Below are 15,808 nucleotides of genomic sequence, written 5' to 3'. Positions count from 1 at the left end.
AGTCGTCCCTTGAGTCTGTTTCATCATCATCACGATCACGCCGACCACGATAGCCATGACAGTCACGGTCATGGCGGCCACGGCCATCATCACCATCATCATGGCGCGACCGGTCCGGCAGCGTTCCCCTGGCGACGGGCAAGCCTGGCGGCGGTGCTGATCGCCTTCGCGATTGCGGCGGCGAGCCTGGTGCAGGTGCGCTCGGGTGAAGCGACCGTCGTCACCCGCTTCGGCAATCCTTCCCGCGTTCTGCTCGACCCGGGCCTTAACTGGCGCTGGCCCGCACCGTTCGAAGCGACCATTCCGGTGGATCTGCGCCTGCGTACCACGTCCAGCGGTTTGCAGGATGTCGGCACCCGTGACGGCTTGCGCATCATCGTTCAGGCCTATGTGGCGTGGCAGGTACAGGGCGATGCCGACAACGTGCAGCGCTTCATGCGCGCGGTACAAAACCAGCCCGACGAAGCAGCGCGGCAGATCCGCACCTTTGTCGGCTCGGCGCTGGAAACCACCGCGAGCAGTTTCGACCTGTCCAGCCTGGTGAACACCGACGCCAACAAGGTGAATATCACCGCGTTCGAAAATCAGCTGCGCCAGCAGATCGATCAGCAACTGCTGGCGACCTATGGCGTTCGTGTTCTGCAGGTAGGCGTCGAACGACTGACCCTGCCGTCGGTGACGCTCAACGCCACCGTGGATCGCATGCGCGCCGAACGCGAGACCATCGCCACCGAGCGGACCGCCGTGGGCAAGCGTGAAGCGGCGCAGATTCGCTCGGCAGCCGAACGCGACGCGCGCATTGTCGAGGCCGATGCCACGGTCAAGGCGGCCGATATCGAAGCGCAGTCCCGTGTTGAAGCCGCGCAGATCTATGGCCGCGCCTATGCAGGGTCGCCGCAGCTCTACAACCTGCTGCGCTCGCTGGACACTCTGGGCACCATCGTGACGCCGGGTACTCGCCTTATACTGCGCACCGACGCCGCGCCATTCCGCGTGCTGGTCGATGGCCCGCCAACGCTGGACGGCAAGAGCGGAACGCAGCCATGAGCCAACCGGTCGACGAGCCCGTAACGCAACGACCGCCTGCCAACAGCCCCTGGTTGCAGGCGAGCCGACTGGCGTTCATCGGGCTGTATGGCGTGACCCTGCTGGCGGCGCTTGCCTGGGCGACGTCCAACGTGCGCCAGATCGATCCGCAGAACCGTGCCGTGGTCATGCGCTTCGGCGCGCTCGAGCGGGTGCAGAACGCAGGATTGCTGACCGCCTGGCCGCAGCCGTTCGAGCAGGTGGTGTTGCTGCCGTCGGCTGATCGGGTGATCGAGCGACGGGTGGAAACCCTGCTGCGTTCGCCTGCGGCACTCAAAGCCGATGAAATCGCGACCCTGTCGGCGCCGATGAGCGATGCTCTGGCAGGTTCTGGTTTTCTGCTGACCGGTGATGCCGGTGTGGTGCAGCTGGACGTCACCGTGTTCTACAAAGTGACTGACCCCAACGCCTTCGTATTGCAGGGCGATCATGTATTGCCCGCGCTGGACCGACTGGTCAATCGCAGCGCCGTGGCGCTGACTGCCGCGCGAGACCTGGACACCATTCTGGTTGCCCGCCCCGAGCTGATCGGCGCTGACAGTCAGGCGGCAGAGCGTCGTGAGCGGCTGCGCGGCGATCTGGTGCGCGGCATCAATCAACGCCTGGCTGAGCTCAACGCGACCGGGATGGGCATCGGCGTCGAAGTCGCTCGGGTGGATGTGCAGTCGAGCCTGCCGACGTCGGCGGTCAATGCTTTCAATGCCGTGCTGACGGCCAGTCAGCAGGCTGACCAGGCCGTGGCCAACGCACGTACGGATGCAGAAAAACTGACCCAGACCGCCAATCAACACGCTGATCGGACCCTGCAAGTGGCGCACGCACAAGCTTCCGAGCGCCTGGCCAAGGCACAAGCAGCCACCGCGACCGTCGTCAGCCTGACGCAATCTGCCGAGAACCGCAGCGATCCCGGCCTCATGCAGCGCCTTTACCGTGAACGTGTGCCGGGCATTCTGCATCAGGCAGGTTCGGTCACCACCGTCGATCCCAAAGACGATTCCCGCCTGATCATTCAGGGAGCACCGCAATGAGTGGCGAAGCCGTTCACACCCATCACGCCATCAAACCGCAAGCGGATGGCAGCCTGCTGAGCAACGCAGAGCAGCGTAGCGCAGCCCGGCAGTTGACCCTCGCGATGCTGGCGCTGGGTCTGCTGGCATTGGGTCTGGTCTGGCGTTTTGTCGCTCCGGAACAGGCAGGTGTCAGCCAGTTGCTGTTGGGCGCTGCCTCGCTGCTGGTGGCGATACCTGTGATCAGCGCCGGTTGGCACAGCCTGCGGCATCCAAGCCTGCACGGCATCACCGACCAGTTGATCGCGCTGGCGATGCTTGGTGCCTGGGCCACCGGCGATCTGATGACTGCCGCCTTGCTGCCGATCATCATGATCTTCGGCCATGTGCTGGAAGAGCGCAGCGTGATCGGCTCGCAGGAGGCCATCGAAGCGCTGGGTCGTCTGACCCGCAGCCAGGCACGTTTGCTGGGGCCTGATGGCAATATTCGCGAGGTCGACAACGCAACGCTCAAGGCTGGCGATCAGGTTGAAGTGCGTGCGGGTGACCGCGTCCCGGCCGATGGTCGGGTTCTTTCCGGGCAGGCCAGTCTGGACACTTCATCGATTACCGGCGAGTCGGTGCCGCTGGAAGCCAGTATCGGCGTCGAAGTGTTTGGTGGGGCGATCAACCTGGACGGGCTGCTGCGTATCGAAGTGACCCGCATCGGCGATGAGTCCACGCTGGGCAAGGTCATCGCGCTGATGCAGAGCGCGGAGCGCTCCAAGCCGCCGATCACACGACTGCTGGAGCGCTACGCAGGCAGTTACATGGTGCTGGTCTTGCTGATCGCGGCGCTGACCTGGTTTATCACTCAGGATGCCCAGGCGATGCTGGCGGTGCTGGTGGCTGCCTGTCCCTGCGCACTGGTGCTTTCGGCTCCGGCCACGGCCATCGCCGGTATCGCAGTCGCCGCGCGGCACGGTATTTTGATCCGCAGTTCGGCGTTTCTCGAAGAACTGGCGGACCTGAACTCACTGGTTGTGGATAAAACCGGCACCCTGACCTATGGCCGACTGCGCTTGCAGTCGGTGCAGGCTGAAGGGCCGCAGCATCCGCAATTGCTGGAGCTGGCGGCCAGCCTGGGGTCGGCCAGCAGTCACCCGGTCAGCCGTGCATTGGCCGGGCTTGTGGATAACACTCGGCTGCTGCCGTTGCTGGACACCCGTGAGCGGCAGGGACTGGGTGTGGTGGCGTCGACCGGGCAGGGCGAGGCAGCGCTGGGTCGTCCGGAATTGTTCGAACAGCTGGGCATTGTCACGCCCGGCGTACCTGCACATGACGGCCCGCTGGCCGGGTTGTCGCTGGATGGTGTTTTCCTGGCCTGGCTGCTACTGGCCGACAGCGTCAAGCCTGAAGCCCAGGCTGCGCTGTTTGAATTACGTGAACTGGGCATGGGACGGCAGTTGCTGTTGACCGGCGACCGACAAAGCGTGGCCGACAACCTGGCACACGATATCGGCATAGCAGACGTTCAGGCGCAGGCATTGCCGGAGGACAAACTGAACCGTGTCATGGGCGAGATCGCCAGTGGCTTCCGGCCGATGGTGGTCGGTGACGGGGTCAACGATTCGCTGGCTCTCAAGGCAGGCGTTGTCGGCGTCGCGATGGGGGCGGGCGGGGCAGACATTGCGCTGGCTTCCGCCGATATCGTGCTGATCGGCAGCGATCTGCGTCGTCTGGGCACCTGTGTGCGGCTCAGCCGTCAGTGCCGTCAGACCTTACAGGTCAACGTGATCATCGGTCTGGGCTGGACGCTGGCCATCGTTGCGCTGGCCGCGTTTGGTCTGCTCGGCGCGATGGTCGCGGCTATCCTGCACAATCTAAGCACCTTGTTGGTGTTGGGCAATGCCGGACGTCTGCTGCGCTTTCAGGAGCCATTGCTGAAGCTATAGGCATTTGGTGAACGACAAGGCTCAGGCCAGCGGCGCTGATCAGCGCTTTAAAACGGCTTGAGCTTTGACGAATTCTGTTACAAATTAAGCGCTGTGTTTCAGTGCGTGATCCAAATTCAGGCTGTCTTTCGGCTCGAATCAGTGGGCACAGGGCTGTTCCCCGAAGTTGATTCATCGCAATTTGCCGTCGCCAATAGCCTTTGCGGGCCCTTTTGCGGGGCCCTTGCTGGATTACTCTTTTTGAGTTTCTGGATAAGGGGGTGATTTTGAATGCTTACACAACTTCCAACGACCTTGCAGAACCTTCATCTGCCGTTACGGCTCAAGCTCTGGGACGGCCATCAGATGGACCTGGGGCCTGCGCCCAGCGTCACCATAGTGGTCAAGGACCCGCAACTGGTCTCCGATTTCAACCACCCCAGCCTGGGCTTGCTTGGCAGTGCCTTCGTAGAGGGGCGGCTGGAGCTGGAAGGTTCGATCAGCGAAGTTGTCCGGGTTTGCGATGAACTGACTCATGCCCTTGTGGACGATGATGACAGCGCCGACAACCCGATCCGCGTCCAGCACGACAAGGACACTGACGCCGCGTCGATTGCCTACCATTACGACGTATCCAACGACTTCTACCAGCTCTGGCTCGACAGAGAGATGGTTTACTCCTGCGCGTACTTCAAGACGGGTGATGAATCCCTCGAGCAGGCGCAGCAGGACAAATTCCACCACCTGTGCCGCAAGTTACGGCTCAAGCCAGGTGAGTATCTGCTGGATGTGGGGTGCGGCTGGGGCGGACTGGCGCGGTTTGCTGCCCGTGAATATGGCGCGAAGGTGTTCGGCATCACGCTCAGCGAGCAACAACTGACGCTGGCCCGTCAACGAGTGCAGGCCGAGGGCTTGCAGGACAAGGTCGACCTGCAACTGCTCGACTACCGCGACCTGCCGCAGGATGCGCGCTTCGACAAGGTGGTCAGCGTCGGTATGTTCGAGCACGTAGGGCACGCTAACTTGCCGTTGTACGCGCAATGCCTGTTCGGTGCGGTGAAGGAGGGCGGCCTGGTCATGAATCACGGGATCACCGCCCGGCATACGGACGGACGTCCTGTAGGACGTGGTGCCGGGGAGTTCATCGACCGCTATGTATTCCCCAACGGCGAGCTGCCGCACCTGGCCATGATCAGCGCCCATATCAGCGAAGCCGGTCTGGAAGTAGTCGACGTGGAAAGCCTGCGCCCGCACTACGCCAGAACGCTGGAACACTGGAGCGCGCGGCTTGAAGCCAGGCTCGGTGAAGCCGCCCGTATCGTGCCCGAACATACCCTGCGCATCTGGCGTCTGTACCTGGCGGGCTGCGCCTATGGATTCGCCAAGGGCTGGATCAACCTGCACCAGATACTCGCCGTGAAACCCTTTGCCGACGGCAAGACCGGGTTGCCGCTGACGCGGGAGGATATTTATGGATGAGCTTTAGTTACGAACGCCGAGGCCGGGATACTCTGAGAGTCTTAAGGGTCTTGAGCACCCAAGGCGGCTTTCGTGCTCGGCAGGCCGATTAGCAGAGGGTTACGATGCGCTCGAATATGTCTTTCATGGGGCCATAGTTCACGTTGACGCCATCAATATTGGCCCTGACCCATTCCTCCTGACTGACGGTTGCCCAATCGAGCTCTCGTATCTGTCCATTGATCATCTTCTGTGTTTGGCCAGTATCATTTCCAAAGACGTTTTCTCGTCGGTGGAGGGTATGTGGATTCCTTCCAGTTTCGAACTGCTAATGAAATTTCTGTGTTTGTTCTCTTCAAAACGCTCATGCGGGTCGACCGTACGACCGAGAACATACAGTGAGCATGTTTGTATCAGCCGGTCGAGCTCTGCTTGATTGTGTGCCGTTATTTGAAAACCCAGGCTTTTTGAGAGTTTGCGTTTGGCTTCTCTGAAGGTGTTTTCATGGGCGGCCATGTGGACGGAGGTCTTACTCGCCAAGAGCGCGGTTTTCAGAACATTCAGTTTCGAGAATAACGCTACCCAGCCATTGACCCCGAGCTTCAACATCAGCTGAGTTTCGATGCCTCTCTTCACTTCAATAAATGTTCCTAGCTTTTGCAGGTCGTCTATTCGATCAGCCTGTAACACCTGCTGCAGTGACGCTTTCATCTTGAGCCTCGTAAAATCCATCAATGCGCGTGGTTATCAAAATTCTAGTGAAAACTCATGGGTTATCCAATCCTTGAGGTGCAACAATGTAGTACACCTTAATCTTCACAGAATCGGCGAAATCAGTCGCGCCACGCGCATACCCAGTTGATGCAGGCGCCGCGTTTCGTGGCTTTCCTGCAAGGATATTTCGCGGGCGAGGTTGAAGTCGGCAGTGAGCATGGATTCCACCTGGCTGGAGAAGTCGCTGTCGACCGTCAGTAGCATCAGTTCGAAGTTGAGGCGGAACGAGCGGTTGTCGAGGTTTGCGCTGCCTATGGCTGTAATGTCGTTGTCGACCAGCACGACCTTCTGGTGCAGGAAGCCCGGTTCGTAACGGAATACCCGCACGCCGGCACGCACGGCATCGAAGGCATACAGGCTGGAGGCGGCATAGACCACATAATGATCAGGCCGTGAGGGCAGCAGCAGGCGCACATCCACCCCGCGCAGTACCGCCAGGGTCAGCGCAGCGGTCACGGCTTCGTCAGGTATGAAGTAAGGGCTGGTGATCCATACGCGCTCTTCGGCAGCGTGGATGGCTTCGACGAAGAACAGCGAGCAGGTTTCCTGCGCATCGGCCGGGCCACTGGTCAGCAACTGGCAGAGCACACCATCCTCGGGAAATTCATCAGGCAGGCTCAGTGGTGGCAGCTCGCGGGTGGCCCAGAACCAGTCTTCGGCGAACGACTCTTGCAGGCAGGCGACCACCGGGCCGATGACTTCTACATGGGTATCGCGCCAGGGAGCCAGGGGCGGCTTCAGTCCCATGTATTCATCACCGACGTTATGCCCGCCCATATAGCCTTTCAGGCCATCGACGACGACGATCTTGCGGTGGTTGCGGAAGTTGATCTGAAAGCGATTCAGCCAGCCGCCACGTGTGGCAAAGGCTTTTATCTGTACGCCACCGTCGCGCAATTTGTCGATGTAAGCCCCCGGCAATGCGTGGCTACCGATCCGGTCATAAAGGACAAAGATGCCTACGCCCTCGGCGGCTTTTTCCAGCAGCAGTGTTTGCAACTGGCGACCGAGGTTGTCGTCATGAATGATGAAGAACTGAATCAGGATTGTCTTTTTCGCCTCACGGATGGCTTTGAAGATCGCTCCGAAGGTTTCCTCACCATTGATCAAGAGCCTGACCTTGTTGTTGGCCAGTGCGGGCATGTTTCCCAACTTGGGCATGGCGCGCAGCGCTGCATAGGCATCCGAGCGACGTGCTGCTACGGCTTCCTCGATCCACGGCCGCCAGTTGAGGCTGCCAATCGCAATGCGCATTTCCTGGTTGGCCTGGCGACGGGCCTTGATGTACGCGTCGAACGAGCTTCTGCCGAACACCAGATAAGGCAGCAGGGTGAAATAAGGAATGAATACCAGCGGCATCGCCCAGGCAATAGCACCTTGAGAGGTGCGCACCGTCAGCAGCGCGTGAATGGCGGCGCCTGTGCCCAGCAAATGAATGAAGCCGAGGACATAACCGAAAAAGTACGGGTCGTGATAATCCATGTGGAACAATGCTCCTCGTCTTTGCTGCCTAACAGACCACAGCTGAACGGGAATGTCGCTATTTTATTACCCATGCAACTGGGCGATGTCTGTGCCGTCTAAGGCTTATCTTCCGGCTGGATGATTCCGGCCCCGTTTACATCTGCAATCGTCCATCAGGAATCTTGAAATGAACAAACGCATATTGGCCTGGATGTTTTGCCTGGCTACCCCTCTGGCTCAAGCGCAGATGCTGCAACCAGGTTTGTGGGAACTGACTTCTAGCAATATGAAGGTGGACGGACAGCAATTGCCGGACATGCAATTGATGCTGGGCCAATTGCAGAATCTGCCGCCTGAGCAGCGCGCCATGATGGAACAGATGATGAAGAAGCAGGGCGTGTCGCTCGGCGGCAAGGGCGTTAGGGCCTGCCTGACACAGGCTCAGGTACAGTCGGACAACATCCCGCTGACTGATCCGGCTTCCGGATGCACGCAAAAAATTACCGCGCGAAACGGCAAGACCTGGAATTTTCAGTTTAGCTGCCCGAAAGCTCAGGGCACCGGGCAGGCTCAGTTTCTAAGTGATCGTGAGTTCACCACGAACGTGGTGGGTACTTTCAACGCCACCGGTCAGCAACAGAATGGCAGCATGGACACTCGCGCTGTTTGGCTGGGGCCGCAATGCGGCAATGTCGCGCCGCGTACCTGATCAAATTCAGATAGTTATGTTCCACGTGGAACACTCTGTTTGAAGGCGGTGATTTTTTGTCGCGTTGGCGGCGCGCCAGATGACGGAATCTTCATGAAGGGCTTCATCTTTCGTTCGTAACTGCATGTTATATTGTTACTAATGATCTGGATGAACCCTTCGTGAGCCGGGATGCTCAATTTGCTCTTTGAGACGTTCCATGCACCGACGCCAAGTGTTGCTCAACATGCTGCTGGCCAGCGCGGCCCTGACGTTGCCGTTGGGTGCGTATGCCACACAGATTCGTAACGCCCGCCTGTGGCGTACCAACGACAAGCTGCGCCTGGTGCTCGACCTTAGCGGCCCGGTGCAGTACAAAACCTTCACGCTTACCGCCCCCGACCGCCTGATCATCGATGTCAGCGGGTCGCGGCTGACCGGCGACTTCAGTCAGTTGGCGCTGGACCGTACCGTTATCAAATCCATTCGCTCCGGGCACTACGGCCAGGGTGACGACACGCGCATCGTGCTGGACCTGACCGCGCCAGTGCAGCTCAATAGTTTTCTGCTCGGCCCGGAAGGCGGGCAGGGGCACCGGCTGGTGCTGGACATGAGTTCCACGGCCCATGCGCCCGTGCAGATGGCTGAACTGCCGCCACCGGTGCCCGTCCCGATCCAGACCAACAAGGCGCACACCGGGCGCGACATCATGGTGGTGGTCGATGCCGGTCATGGCGGCAAGGACCCGGGCGCTGTAGGTTCTCGGGGCGAACGCGAAAAAGATGTGGTGCTTTCCATCGCGCAGTTGCTGGCCAAACGGCTGAAGCGCGAGAAGGGTTTCGACGTGCGTCTGGTGCGCAACGATGACTTCTTCGTGCCGCTGCGCAAGCGCGTCGAGTTCGCGCACAAGTCCAACGCCGACATGTTCATCTCCGTACATGCTGACGCAGCGCCTCGTCTGACAGCCTCTGGTGCTTCGGTGTTTGCCCTTTCCGAAGGCGGTGCAACCTCGGCGACGGCGCGTTTCATGGCGCAGCGGGAAAACGGTGCCGACCTGTTGGGGGCCTCGTCGCTGCTCAACCTCAAGGACAAGGACCCGATGCTCGCCGGGGTGATTCTCGACATGTCGATGAACGCTACCATTGCAGCCAGTCTGCAACTGGGCCACACCGTTCTGGGCAGTCTGGAAGGCATTACCACGCTGCATCAGAAGCGCGTGGAGCAGGCCGGGTTCGCCGTTCTCAAATCACCGGACGTACCGTCGATTCTGGTCGAAACCGGGTTTATCTCCAATAGCCGTGACAGTCAGCGTCTGGTCACTGCGCGCCACCAACAGGCCGTTGCAGACGGTTTGTTCGATGGCCTGCAGCGCTATTTCCAGCGCAACCCGCCAGTGGATTCGCACATGGCCTGGCTGCAAGCGCAGAAGCAGGAACAGCAGGTCTGATCAGGTCAACGGCAGCCGTTCAGCCGGCTGCAGGTGATCTTGCTACGCGTGCCGCTTGAGCTGGACACCCGCGTGATTGTTGTCCAGCCCACGCGCTGGACAGTGCCTACCCAGGCTTCGCCATTGGAAGCCAGCCCGGTAAAAAACGTCAGCTGGCCATAGCGACTGTTGGTCTGCGCCCAGCGACGCTTGTCGAGTACCTCGTAACCCTTCAACCAGGTCGTCGATCCGGCTGTGGTCACGCTGTAGCTATTGCCTTGGGCATCGCTGCACGCCAGCACCGTCGCGCTACGCGTACAAGTGGCGAGGTCGGCAGAAGGCCTGGGTGGTGCTGCCATCAAGTGTGCGCTGATCAACATCGCCACCAAACCTGTTGAAACCCGTCTCATGAAGATCCCTTCACCAACGCCGTAGCTATTATGTGTTGTTATACTATAACATCTCAGTGTGATTAGAGCCGGCTGCCTGAGGGATTCGTTGCAGCCGACATGAACAAGGTTCAAGCCTTGCAGCTGCCTGGAGAATCCTGATGGCAAATCTTCTACCCGTTACCGTTCTGTCCGGTTTTCTAGGGGCCGGTAAAAGCACTTTACTCAACTATGTGCTGCGCAATCGTGAAAACCTGCGGGTTGCCGTAATAGTCAACGATATGAGTGAGATCAATATCGATGGCAGCGAAGTTCAGCGCGATGTCAGCCTGAACCGTGCCGAAGAAAAGCTGATCGAGATGAGCAATGGTTGCATCTGCTGCACCTTGCGCGAGGACTTGCTTGAAGAGGTCAGTCGCCTCGCTCAGGACGGTCGTTTTGACTATTTATTGATCGAATCCACTGGAATCTCCGAACCACTGCCAGTGGCCGAGACCTTCACTTTTCGTGACGAAGCTGGCAAAAGCCTGATGGATCTGGCGCGTCTGGACACCATGGTCACCGTCGTCGATGGCGTGAATTTTCTGCTCGATTACGAAGCGGCTGACGGCTTGTCCACACGCGGTGAAACCCTGGGTGAAGACGATGACCGCTCGATTACCGACCTGCTGATCGAGCAGATCGAATTTGCCGACGTCATCCTGCTCAGCAAGATCGACCTGATCAGCTCCAGTGAGCGTGAAGAGCTGATGGCGATCCTGAAGCGCCTCAACCCCGAAGCCGAGATTGTGCCGATGGTGATGGGCCAGGTGCCGTTGGCGACGATTCTCAACACCGGGCGTTTTGACTTCCAGCGTGCTTCTCAGGCACCGGGCTGGCTAAAGGAAATGCGCGGCGAACACATGCCGGAAACCGAAGAGTACGGCATAGCATCAACTGCCTATCGTGCCCGGCGCCCGTTCCATCCGGAGCGTTTTTTCAATTTCATCAATCGCCCGTGGACCAATGGCAAGCTGCTGCGCTCCAAAGGCTTCTTCTGGCTGGCCAGCAAATACAAGGATGCAGGCAGCTGGTCGCAGGCGGGCGGCTTGATGCGCCATGGTTTTGCCGGACGCTGGTGGCGTTTCGTGACCCGCGACAGCTGGCCCGAGGACAAGGAGAGCGTCAAATCCATTCTGGAGAACTGGTCGACTGAAACCGGTGACTGCCGTCAGGAACTGGTGTTCATCGGTCAGAACATTGATTTTGCCCTGCTGACAGCCGAACTGGACAAATGCCTGCTCACTGATACCGAGATGGCGGCGGGTGTCGAGCGCTGGCGCACGCTGGCCGATCCTTTTGGCGACTGGTACGAAGAAGAGGTGGCTGCCTGATGCTGGCCTATCGTTTGAATGACAAGACAGCCGTTCGTCAAGCACACGGCGGCACGCCTGAGGTATTGAGCGAGATCCTCCAGGATGACGTCAACCTTGCGGTCTGGCAGCGTCAACTGCCTGCGCACATCGAGGATTTCGGTGCCTTGCTGCTGTCGATGGGCGAGCCCCTTGCCGAGTCCATGCCCCTGCAAGTAAGGGGCGGTGAAGTCGAGCCTGACCTGACCACGCTGGCTCGGGGATATTCCGATCTGCAGGGGTATCAGGGCTTCATTGCCGACGTTTCATGGCTGGTCGGCGCCTATGCCTGCCTGCTGGGTGCCGAGTGCGTTGGCCTGCGTCTGCGCGTGCTCGACAAGGCCATGTGCCCGCGCTTCCATGTTGATCATGTGCCGGTACGTCTTATCACCACTTATGGCGGAGTTGGCAGTCAATGGCTGCATGAAGGGGTGATGGACCGTAAACAATTGGGGCATTTGGACGCCGAGCCGACGGATGCTGCCCGTATCCAGCAGATCAACAGCGGGGAAGTGGCGTTGCTCAAGGGGGAACGCTGGCACGGTAACGAAGGCTTCGGTTTGATCCATCGCTCGCCGCAACTGCTGCGTAACGAGCGCAGGTTGATTCTGACGCTGGACTGGCTGGACTGAAACTTTATTCAGGGGTTGCCCATTGCCCCTTGCTCTGGCCCTCACAAAAGGGCTTGAGGTACAGCGCGTCACGGGCGACCCCGTAATAGTGAATGTGCTCACGATACGGCAGATTGGCGACTTGCGCGTTGCGGCAGACACCGAAGGCACCTGCCGGGCACTGTTGCGAGTAGGTCGTTTCGGTCTTCTGCCCGGCCAGTTGTGGCTTGCAGAAGCTGTCGTGGAACAGGTCTGCCGGGATATTGATATTTTCCTGGCAGACTTTCACATCAAGCCTTTCGGCCTGGCTGTGGACCAGACACGCCTCGGCCCACGCCGTACCCGAACTCGCCATCAGCAGCATCAGTGCCAGGCGGGCGGGCAGCCACATCACTTGCATCATTACCCTTCCTTGCTCTTCAATGACCCACGCATTCGTCAAAAGTGATCCCATGCTGCAAAACATACCGACGCATGTCATCGGTGGCCCGCTGGGCGCCGGCAAGACCAGCCTGATCAGACGCCTGCTGGCGCAGAAACCCGCCCATGAACGCTGGGCCGTGTTGATAAACGAGTTCGGACAGATCGGTCTGGATGCCGCGTTGCTGACCACGGATGCCGATGGTATCGCACTTGGCGAGGTGGCTGGCGGCTGTCTGTGCTGCGTCAATGGCGTGCCGTTCCAGATCGGTCTGGGGCGTTTGTTGCGCAAGGCCCGGCCTGATCGTCTGCTGATCGAGCCTTCGGGGTTGGGTCATCCTGCGCAACTCATGGCGCAATTGCGCGAGGTGCCCTGGCGCGGCGTCCTGAATGTTCAGCCCGGCGTGGTGGTGCTGGACGCGCAAGCAATGCTCGCCGGACAACCGTTGCCGAGCACTCAGCAGGAAGCACTGGCGGATGCAGGGCTTGTGGTTATGAACAAGTCCGAGCAACTGGATGAAGTCTCTCGCCGGGCGTTGGCCGAACAGTTGCTGCCGCACGCCTTGATCTGGACCCGATACGGGGAGCTGCACCCGAGCCAGATACCGGGGTTCAACGCCGCTGCCGTTGTGGATAAACAGGCTGTGGATAAGTTGATGCTGCCCAACAGCGTTGGCCAGTTGCCTGCGCTATGGGTCGACCCGAAGGTACCGATCTGCCTGAGTCAGGCCAGTGCTGAAGGCTGGAGCATCGGCTGGCGCTGGCATCCCTCGCAATGCTTCGACCTGCAGCGCATTCTGTACTGGCTGGAAAGCCTTGATTGGCGGCGGGCGAAGATGGTTATCCACAGCGAGGGTGGCTGGTATTCCGGGAATGTGGTCGATGGCGCACCGATAGCCTGGCAAGTCAGCGAGTGGCGTCAGGATTCACGTCTGGAATTGATCTTTTCCACCGATCAGGATGTGGATAAGTTGCAGGCGCAGATGGCGGAGTGTCTGGCGTGACGCGCCGCTTGCTCGCGACGGCGACCCTTCAAACGCCCTGTTTTCGGGGGCTTTGACGCCCTCTTCGCGAGCAAGCTCGCTCCCACAACGATTTGCATTTACCCAGCCGCTACTGCTTCCATTTCTGATGCGATTGACGCCACTCGCTCATTTGAATAATTTCAGCGCTGGGTGGTGGCGTCTTGATTTCAAACGGGTAGGGTGCCAGTTCGATTTGCGCAGTGTGCGCGCCGAACATGGTGATCGTGCCAGGGTGACGCTGCTCGCCCGTCACCGTGAACTCGAAGCCATACACGCGGGCCAGGCGCTTGCGACCCTGAGCGTCGTGGGCAAAGGTCAGGCGGCGCAGCGCAACGGCGTCGTCCAGCAGTTGCAGTTCAAGGCGTGCACAATGCTGCTTGACGCGCGCCAGCGCTTTTTCTCGCAGACCATGGGCGTGCCACCACCAGGCCGCAGCACTTGCGAACAGCATCAGCACGAAGATATTTCCCAGGGTCAGCATGACGGAGTGCTCCAGCGTAGGTGTTACCAGCTTAACTGCCCTGAGTGATTTACAGCCATACTGCGCAACTTATATTTCTCATTATTGCATTTGCATCGTGTTCAGGATTCCGCCCCCAATGAAACGTACGCCTCACTTGCTCGCTATCCAGTCCCATGTGGTATTCGGCCACGCCGGCAACAGCGCGGCGGTGTTCCCGATGCAGCGTATCGGGGTCAATGTCTGGCCGCTCAATACGGTTCAGTTCTCCAACCACACGCAATACAAGCAGTGGACAGGCGAAGTGCTGGCCCCGCAGCAGATTCCCGCACTGATCGACGGGATAGCCGCCATCGGCGAGCTGGGTAACTGTGATGCCGTGCTGTCCGGGTATCTGGGCAGTGCGGCGCAGGGCAGGGCGATTCTGACCGGCGTGGCGCGCATCAAGGCTGCCAATCCCAAGGCGCTTTACCTGTGCGACCCGGTAATGGGCCACCCAGAAAAAGGCTGCATCGTTGCGCCTGAAGTCAGCGACTTCCTGCTGCAAGAGGCTGCGGCCATGGCTGACTTCATGTGCCCCAACCAGCTGGAGCTGGACAGCTTCTCTGGCCGCAAGCCCGAATCGCTGGCCGACTGCCTGGCGATGGCGCGGGCCTTGCTGGCGCGGGGTCCCAAAGCGGTTGTCGTCAAACACCTTGATTACCCCGGCAAGGCTGCCGACGGCTTTGAAATGCTGTTGGTGACCGCCGAGGAAAGCTGGCACCTGCGTCGCCCGCTATTGGCGTTTCCACGCCAGCCGGTCGGTGTGGGGGATCTGACCTCCGGGTTGTTTCTGTCACGCATTTTACTGGGCGACGATCTGGTTGCAGCGTTCGAATTCGCCGCAGCAGCAGTCCACGAAGTGCTGCTGGAAACGCAGGCTTGCGGCAGTTACGAGCTGGAACTGGTGCGCGCCCAGGATCGCATCGCGCATCCACGGGTGAAGTTCGACGCTGTGCGTCTGTAACCTTCAGATGCAACCGAGGGCTCAGGCATCCATGTCTGAGCCTGTCCCTTACAAGGCTTCTTCCTTGATGTCCTGATAACGCTTTTCCAGTTCCTGACGAATCTGGCGACGTTGTTGCGCCTGAATGAAACGACGCTTGCCTTCCGGTGTTTCCGGTTCCAGAGGCGGTACGCTGGCGGGTTTGCGATTGTCGTCCACGGCAACCATGGTGAAGAAGCAGCTGTTGGAATGGCGTACCGAGCGCTCGCGGATGTTTTCGGTGACCACCTTGATGCCCACCTCCATGGACGTGTTGCCGGTGTAATTGACCGACGCAAGGAAGGTCACCAGTTCGCCGACATGCACTGGCTCGCGAAAAATCACCTGGTCCACCGACAGCGTTACCACATAGCGTCCGGCGTAGCGGCTGGCACACGCGTAGGCCACTTCGTCCAGGTACTTGAGCAGCGTGCCGCCGTGTACGTTGCCAGAGAAGTTGGCCATGTCCGGGGTCATCAATACAGTCATCGACAGCTGGGCGTTTCCGGGTTCCATAGCGTACTCACACGGTCAAGGTGTTCAAGGGGCGCCTATCCTGGCGCTCAAGGGGCTTGTGACAGTTATCGGGACGCTGGCCAGCAGGCGGCCGTCACGCGTCATAACTATCTGTTTCCATATATTGCACCGGCTTTATGTCGAAGGGGGCGGTGT

16 protein-coding genes are annotated in these 15,808 nt (G+C 59.7%); 10 read left to right on the top strand and 6 right to left on the bottom strand.

The window, feature by feature from the left end; translation table 11 throughout:
* The first annotated feature begins 9 nt into the window (after window positions 1–9).
* The 4 genes from hflC to cfaB all read left to right on the top strand — a co-directional run bounded on the left by hflC (window position 10) and on the right by cfaB (window position 5,485).
* Window positions 10–1,047 carry a protease modulator HflC gene (hflC, locus tag KP808_RS25580; RefSeq protein ID WP_002555935.1) on the top strand — a complete coding sequence of 346 codons (1,038 nt, stop codon included), beginning with the start codon at window positions 10–12 and terminating at the stop codon, window positions 1,045–1,047.
* Window positions 1,044–2,114, top strand: coding sequence for a protease modulator HflK (gene hflK / locus KP808_RS25575; RefSeq protein ID WP_044320970.1), 1,071 nt, complete (start codon window positions 1,044–1,046; stop codon window positions 2,112–2,114). Before hflC ends, hflK begins: the two co-directional genes overlap by 4 nt.
* Window positions 2,111–4,027: a cation-translocating P-type ATPase gene (locus tag KP808_RS25570; protein WP_230017180.1), complete on the top strand. Its 1,917-nt coding sequence runs from the start codon at window positions 2,111–2,113 to the stop codon at window positions 4,025–4,027. Before hflK ends, KP808_RS25570 begins: the two co-directional genes overlap by 4 nt.
* A 270-nt stretch (window positions 4,028–4,297) precedes the next feature.
* The gene (gene cfaB / locus KP808_RS25565) at window positions 4,298–5,485 is read left to right on the top strand and encodes a C17 cyclopropane fatty acid synthase CfaB (protein ID WP_058402518.1); all 1,188 of its coding nucleotides are present in this window, start codon (window positions 4,298–4,300) and stop codon (window positions 5,483–5,485) included.
* 222 nt (window positions 5,486–5,707) lie between these two features.
* Here cfaB and KP808_RS25560 read toward each other — a convergent pair whose 3' ends face one another.
* On the bottom strand, window positions 5,708–6,175 hold the full coding sequence (locus KP808_RS25560; RefSeq protein WP_223282449.1) for a YhfG family protein: 468 nt from the start codon (window positions 6,173–6,175) through the stop codon (window positions 5,708–5,710).
* 105 nt (window positions 6,176–6,280) lie between these two features.
* A complete protein-coding gene (gene cls, locus KP808_RS25555) occupies window positions 6,281–7,720 on the bottom strand; it encodes a cardiolipin synthase (RefSeq protein WP_058407644.1) in 1,440 nt (479 codons plus the stop codon).
* Between the two features lie 169 nt (window positions 7,721–7,889).
* Between cls and KP808_RS25550 the strand changes: the two genes are divergently transcribed.
* Window positions 7,890–8,411, top strand: coding sequence for a DUF3617 domain-containing protein (locus KP808_RS25550; RefSeq protein WP_002555930.1), 522 nt, complete (start codon window positions 7,890–7,892; stop codon window positions 8,409–8,411).
* 199 nt (window positions 8,412–8,610) lie between these two features.
* Complete coding sequence (locus KP808_RS25545; protein WP_004666611.1) at window positions 8,611–9,837, top strand: N-acetylmuramoyl-L-alanine amidase; 1,227 nt, start codon at window positions 8,611–8,613, stop codon at window positions 9,835–9,837.
* 5 nt (window positions 9,838–9,842) lie between these two features.
* Here KP808_RS25545 and KP808_RS25540 read toward each other — a convergent pair whose 3' ends face one another.
* On the bottom strand, window positions 9,843–10,226 hold the full coding sequence (locus tag KP808_RS25540) for a hypothetical protein (protein WP_057402014.1): 384 nt from the start codon (window positions 10,224–10,226) through the stop codon (window positions 9,843–9,845).
* 140 nt (window positions 10,227–10,366) lie between these two features.
* Between KP808_RS25540 and zigA the strand changes: the two genes are divergently transcribed.
* Window positions 10,367–11,578, top strand: coding sequence for a zinc metallochaperone GTPase ZigA (zigA, locus tag KP808_RS25535; protein WP_058402520.1), 1,212 nt, complete (start codon window positions 10,367–10,369; stop codon window positions 11,576–11,578).
* Window positions 11,578–12,228, top strand: coding sequence for a DUF1826 domain-containing protein (locus tag KP808_RS25530; protein WP_058407642.1), 651 nt, complete (start codon window positions 11,578–11,580; stop codon window positions 12,226–12,228). Before zigA ends, KP808_RS25530 begins: the two co-directional genes overlap by 1 nt.
* A 4-nt stretch (window positions 12,229–12,232) precedes the next feature.
* Here the strand turns inward: KP808_RS25530 and KP808_RS25525 are convergent, their stop codons facing one another.
* Window positions 12,233–12,607, bottom strand: coding sequence for a hypothetical protein (locus KP808_RS25525; protein ID WP_058402547.1), 375 nt, complete (start codon window positions 12,605–12,607; stop codon window positions 12,233–12,235).
* 52 nt (window positions 12,608–12,659) lie between these two features.
* Here KP808_RS25525 and KP808_RS25520 point away from each other — a divergent pair, with 52 nt between their 5' ends.
* Window positions 12,660–13,631: a CobW family GTP-binding protein gene (locus KP808_RS25520; protein ID WP_230017179.1), complete on the top strand. Its 972-nt coding sequence runs from the start codon at window positions 12,660–12,662 to the stop codon at window positions 13,629–13,631.
* A gap of 109 nt (window positions 13,632–13,740) precedes the next feature.
* Here KP808_RS25520 and KP808_RS25515 read toward each other — a convergent pair whose 3' ends face one another.
* The gene (locus KP808_RS25515) at window positions 13,741–14,133 is read right to left on the bottom strand and encodes a DUF3301 domain-containing protein (protein ID WP_057402017.1); all 393 of its coding nucleotides are present in this window, start codon (window positions 14,131–14,133) and stop codon (window positions 13,741–13,743) included.
* 118 nt (window positions 14,134–14,251) lie between these two features.
* Between KP808_RS25515 and pdxY the strand changes: the two genes are divergently transcribed.
* Window positions 14,252–15,118: a pyridoxal kinase PdxY gene (gene pdxY, locus KP808_RS25510; RefSeq protein WP_230017178.1), complete on the top strand. Its 867-nt coding sequence runs from the start codon at window positions 14,252–14,254 to the stop codon at window positions 15,116–15,118.
* A gap of 48 nt (window positions 15,119–15,166) precedes the next feature.
* On the opposite strand, the gene KP808_RS25505 is transcribed toward pdxY, so the two are convergent.
* A complete protein-coding gene (locus KP808_RS25505) occupies window positions 15,167–15,652 on the bottom strand; it encodes an acyl-CoA thioesterase (protein ID WP_002555921.1) in 486 nt (161 codons plus the stop codon).
* Between the last annotated feature and the right edge of the window lie 156 nt (window positions 15,653–15,808).

This window comes from Pseudomonas savastanoi (assembly GCF_020917325.1).
GTDB classification, from domain to species: domain Bacteria; phylum Pseudomonadota; class Gammaproteobacteria; order Pseudomonadales; family Pseudomonadaceae; genus Aquipseudomonas; species Aquipseudomonas amygdali.
This window is presented reverse-complemented; position numbering and strand designations above follow the sequence as displayed.

Bases quoted from the DNA above. Each gene is read 5' to 3' on its own strand.
- cls (WP_058407644.1), bottom strand. From the start codon at position 7,720: ATGGATTATCACGACCCGTACTTTTTCGGTTATGTCCTCGGCTTCATT.
- KP808_RS25520 (WP_230017179.1), top strand. From the start codon at position 12,660: ATGCTGCAAAACATACCGACGCATGTCATCGGTGGCCCGCTGGGCGCC.
- KP808_RS25540 (WP_057402014.1), bottom strand. From the start codon at position 10,226: ATGAGACGGGTTTCAACAGGTTTGGTGGCGATGTTGATCAGCGCACAC.
- KP808_RS25525 (WP_058402547.1), bottom strand. From the start codon at position 12,607: ATGCAAGTGATGTGGCTGCCCGCCCGCCTGGCACTGATGCTGCTGATG.
- KP808_RS25545 (WP_004666611.1), top strand. From the start codon at position 8,611: ATGCACCGACGCCAAGTGTTGCTCAACATGCTGCTGGCCAGCGCGGCC.
- pdxY (WP_230017178.1), top strand. From the start codon at position 14,252: ATGAAACGTACGCCTCACTTGCTCGCTATCCAGTCCCATGTGGTATTC.
- KP808_RS25505 (WP_002555921.1), bottom strand. From the start codon at position 15,652: ATGGAACCCGGAAACGCCCAGCTGTCGATGACTGTATTGATGACCCCG.
- zigA (WP_058402520.1), top strand. From the start codon at position 10,367: ATGGCAAATCTTCTACCCGTTACCGTTCTGTCCGGTTTTCTAGGGGCC.
- KP808_RS25530 (WP_058407642.1), top strand. From the start codon at position 11,578: ATGCTGGCCTATCGTTTGAATGACAAGACAGCCGTTCGTCAAGCACAC.
- KP808_RS25570 (WP_230017180.1), top strand. From the start codon at position 2,111: ATGAGTGGCGAAGCCGTTCACACCCATCACGCCATCAAACCGCAAGCG.
- hflK (WP_044320970.1), top strand. From the start codon at position 1,044: ATGAGCCAACCGGTCGACGAGCCCGTAACGCAACGACCGCCTGCCAAC.
- cfaB (WP_058402518.1), top strand. From the start codon at position 4,298: ATGCTTACACAACTTCCAACGACCTTGCAGAACCTTCATCTGCCGTTA.
- KP808_RS25550 (WP_002555930.1), top strand. From the start codon at position 7,890: ATGAACAAACGCATATTGGCCTGGATGTTTTGCCTGGCTACCCCTCTG.
- KP808_RS25560 (WP_223282449.1), bottom strand. From the start codon at position 6,175: ATGAAAGCGTCACTGCAGCAGGTGTTACAGGCTGATCGAATAGACGAC.
- KP808_RS25515 (WP_057402017.1), bottom strand. From the start codon at position 14,133: ATGCTGACCCTGGGAAATATCTTCGTGCTGATGCTGTTCGCAAGTGCT.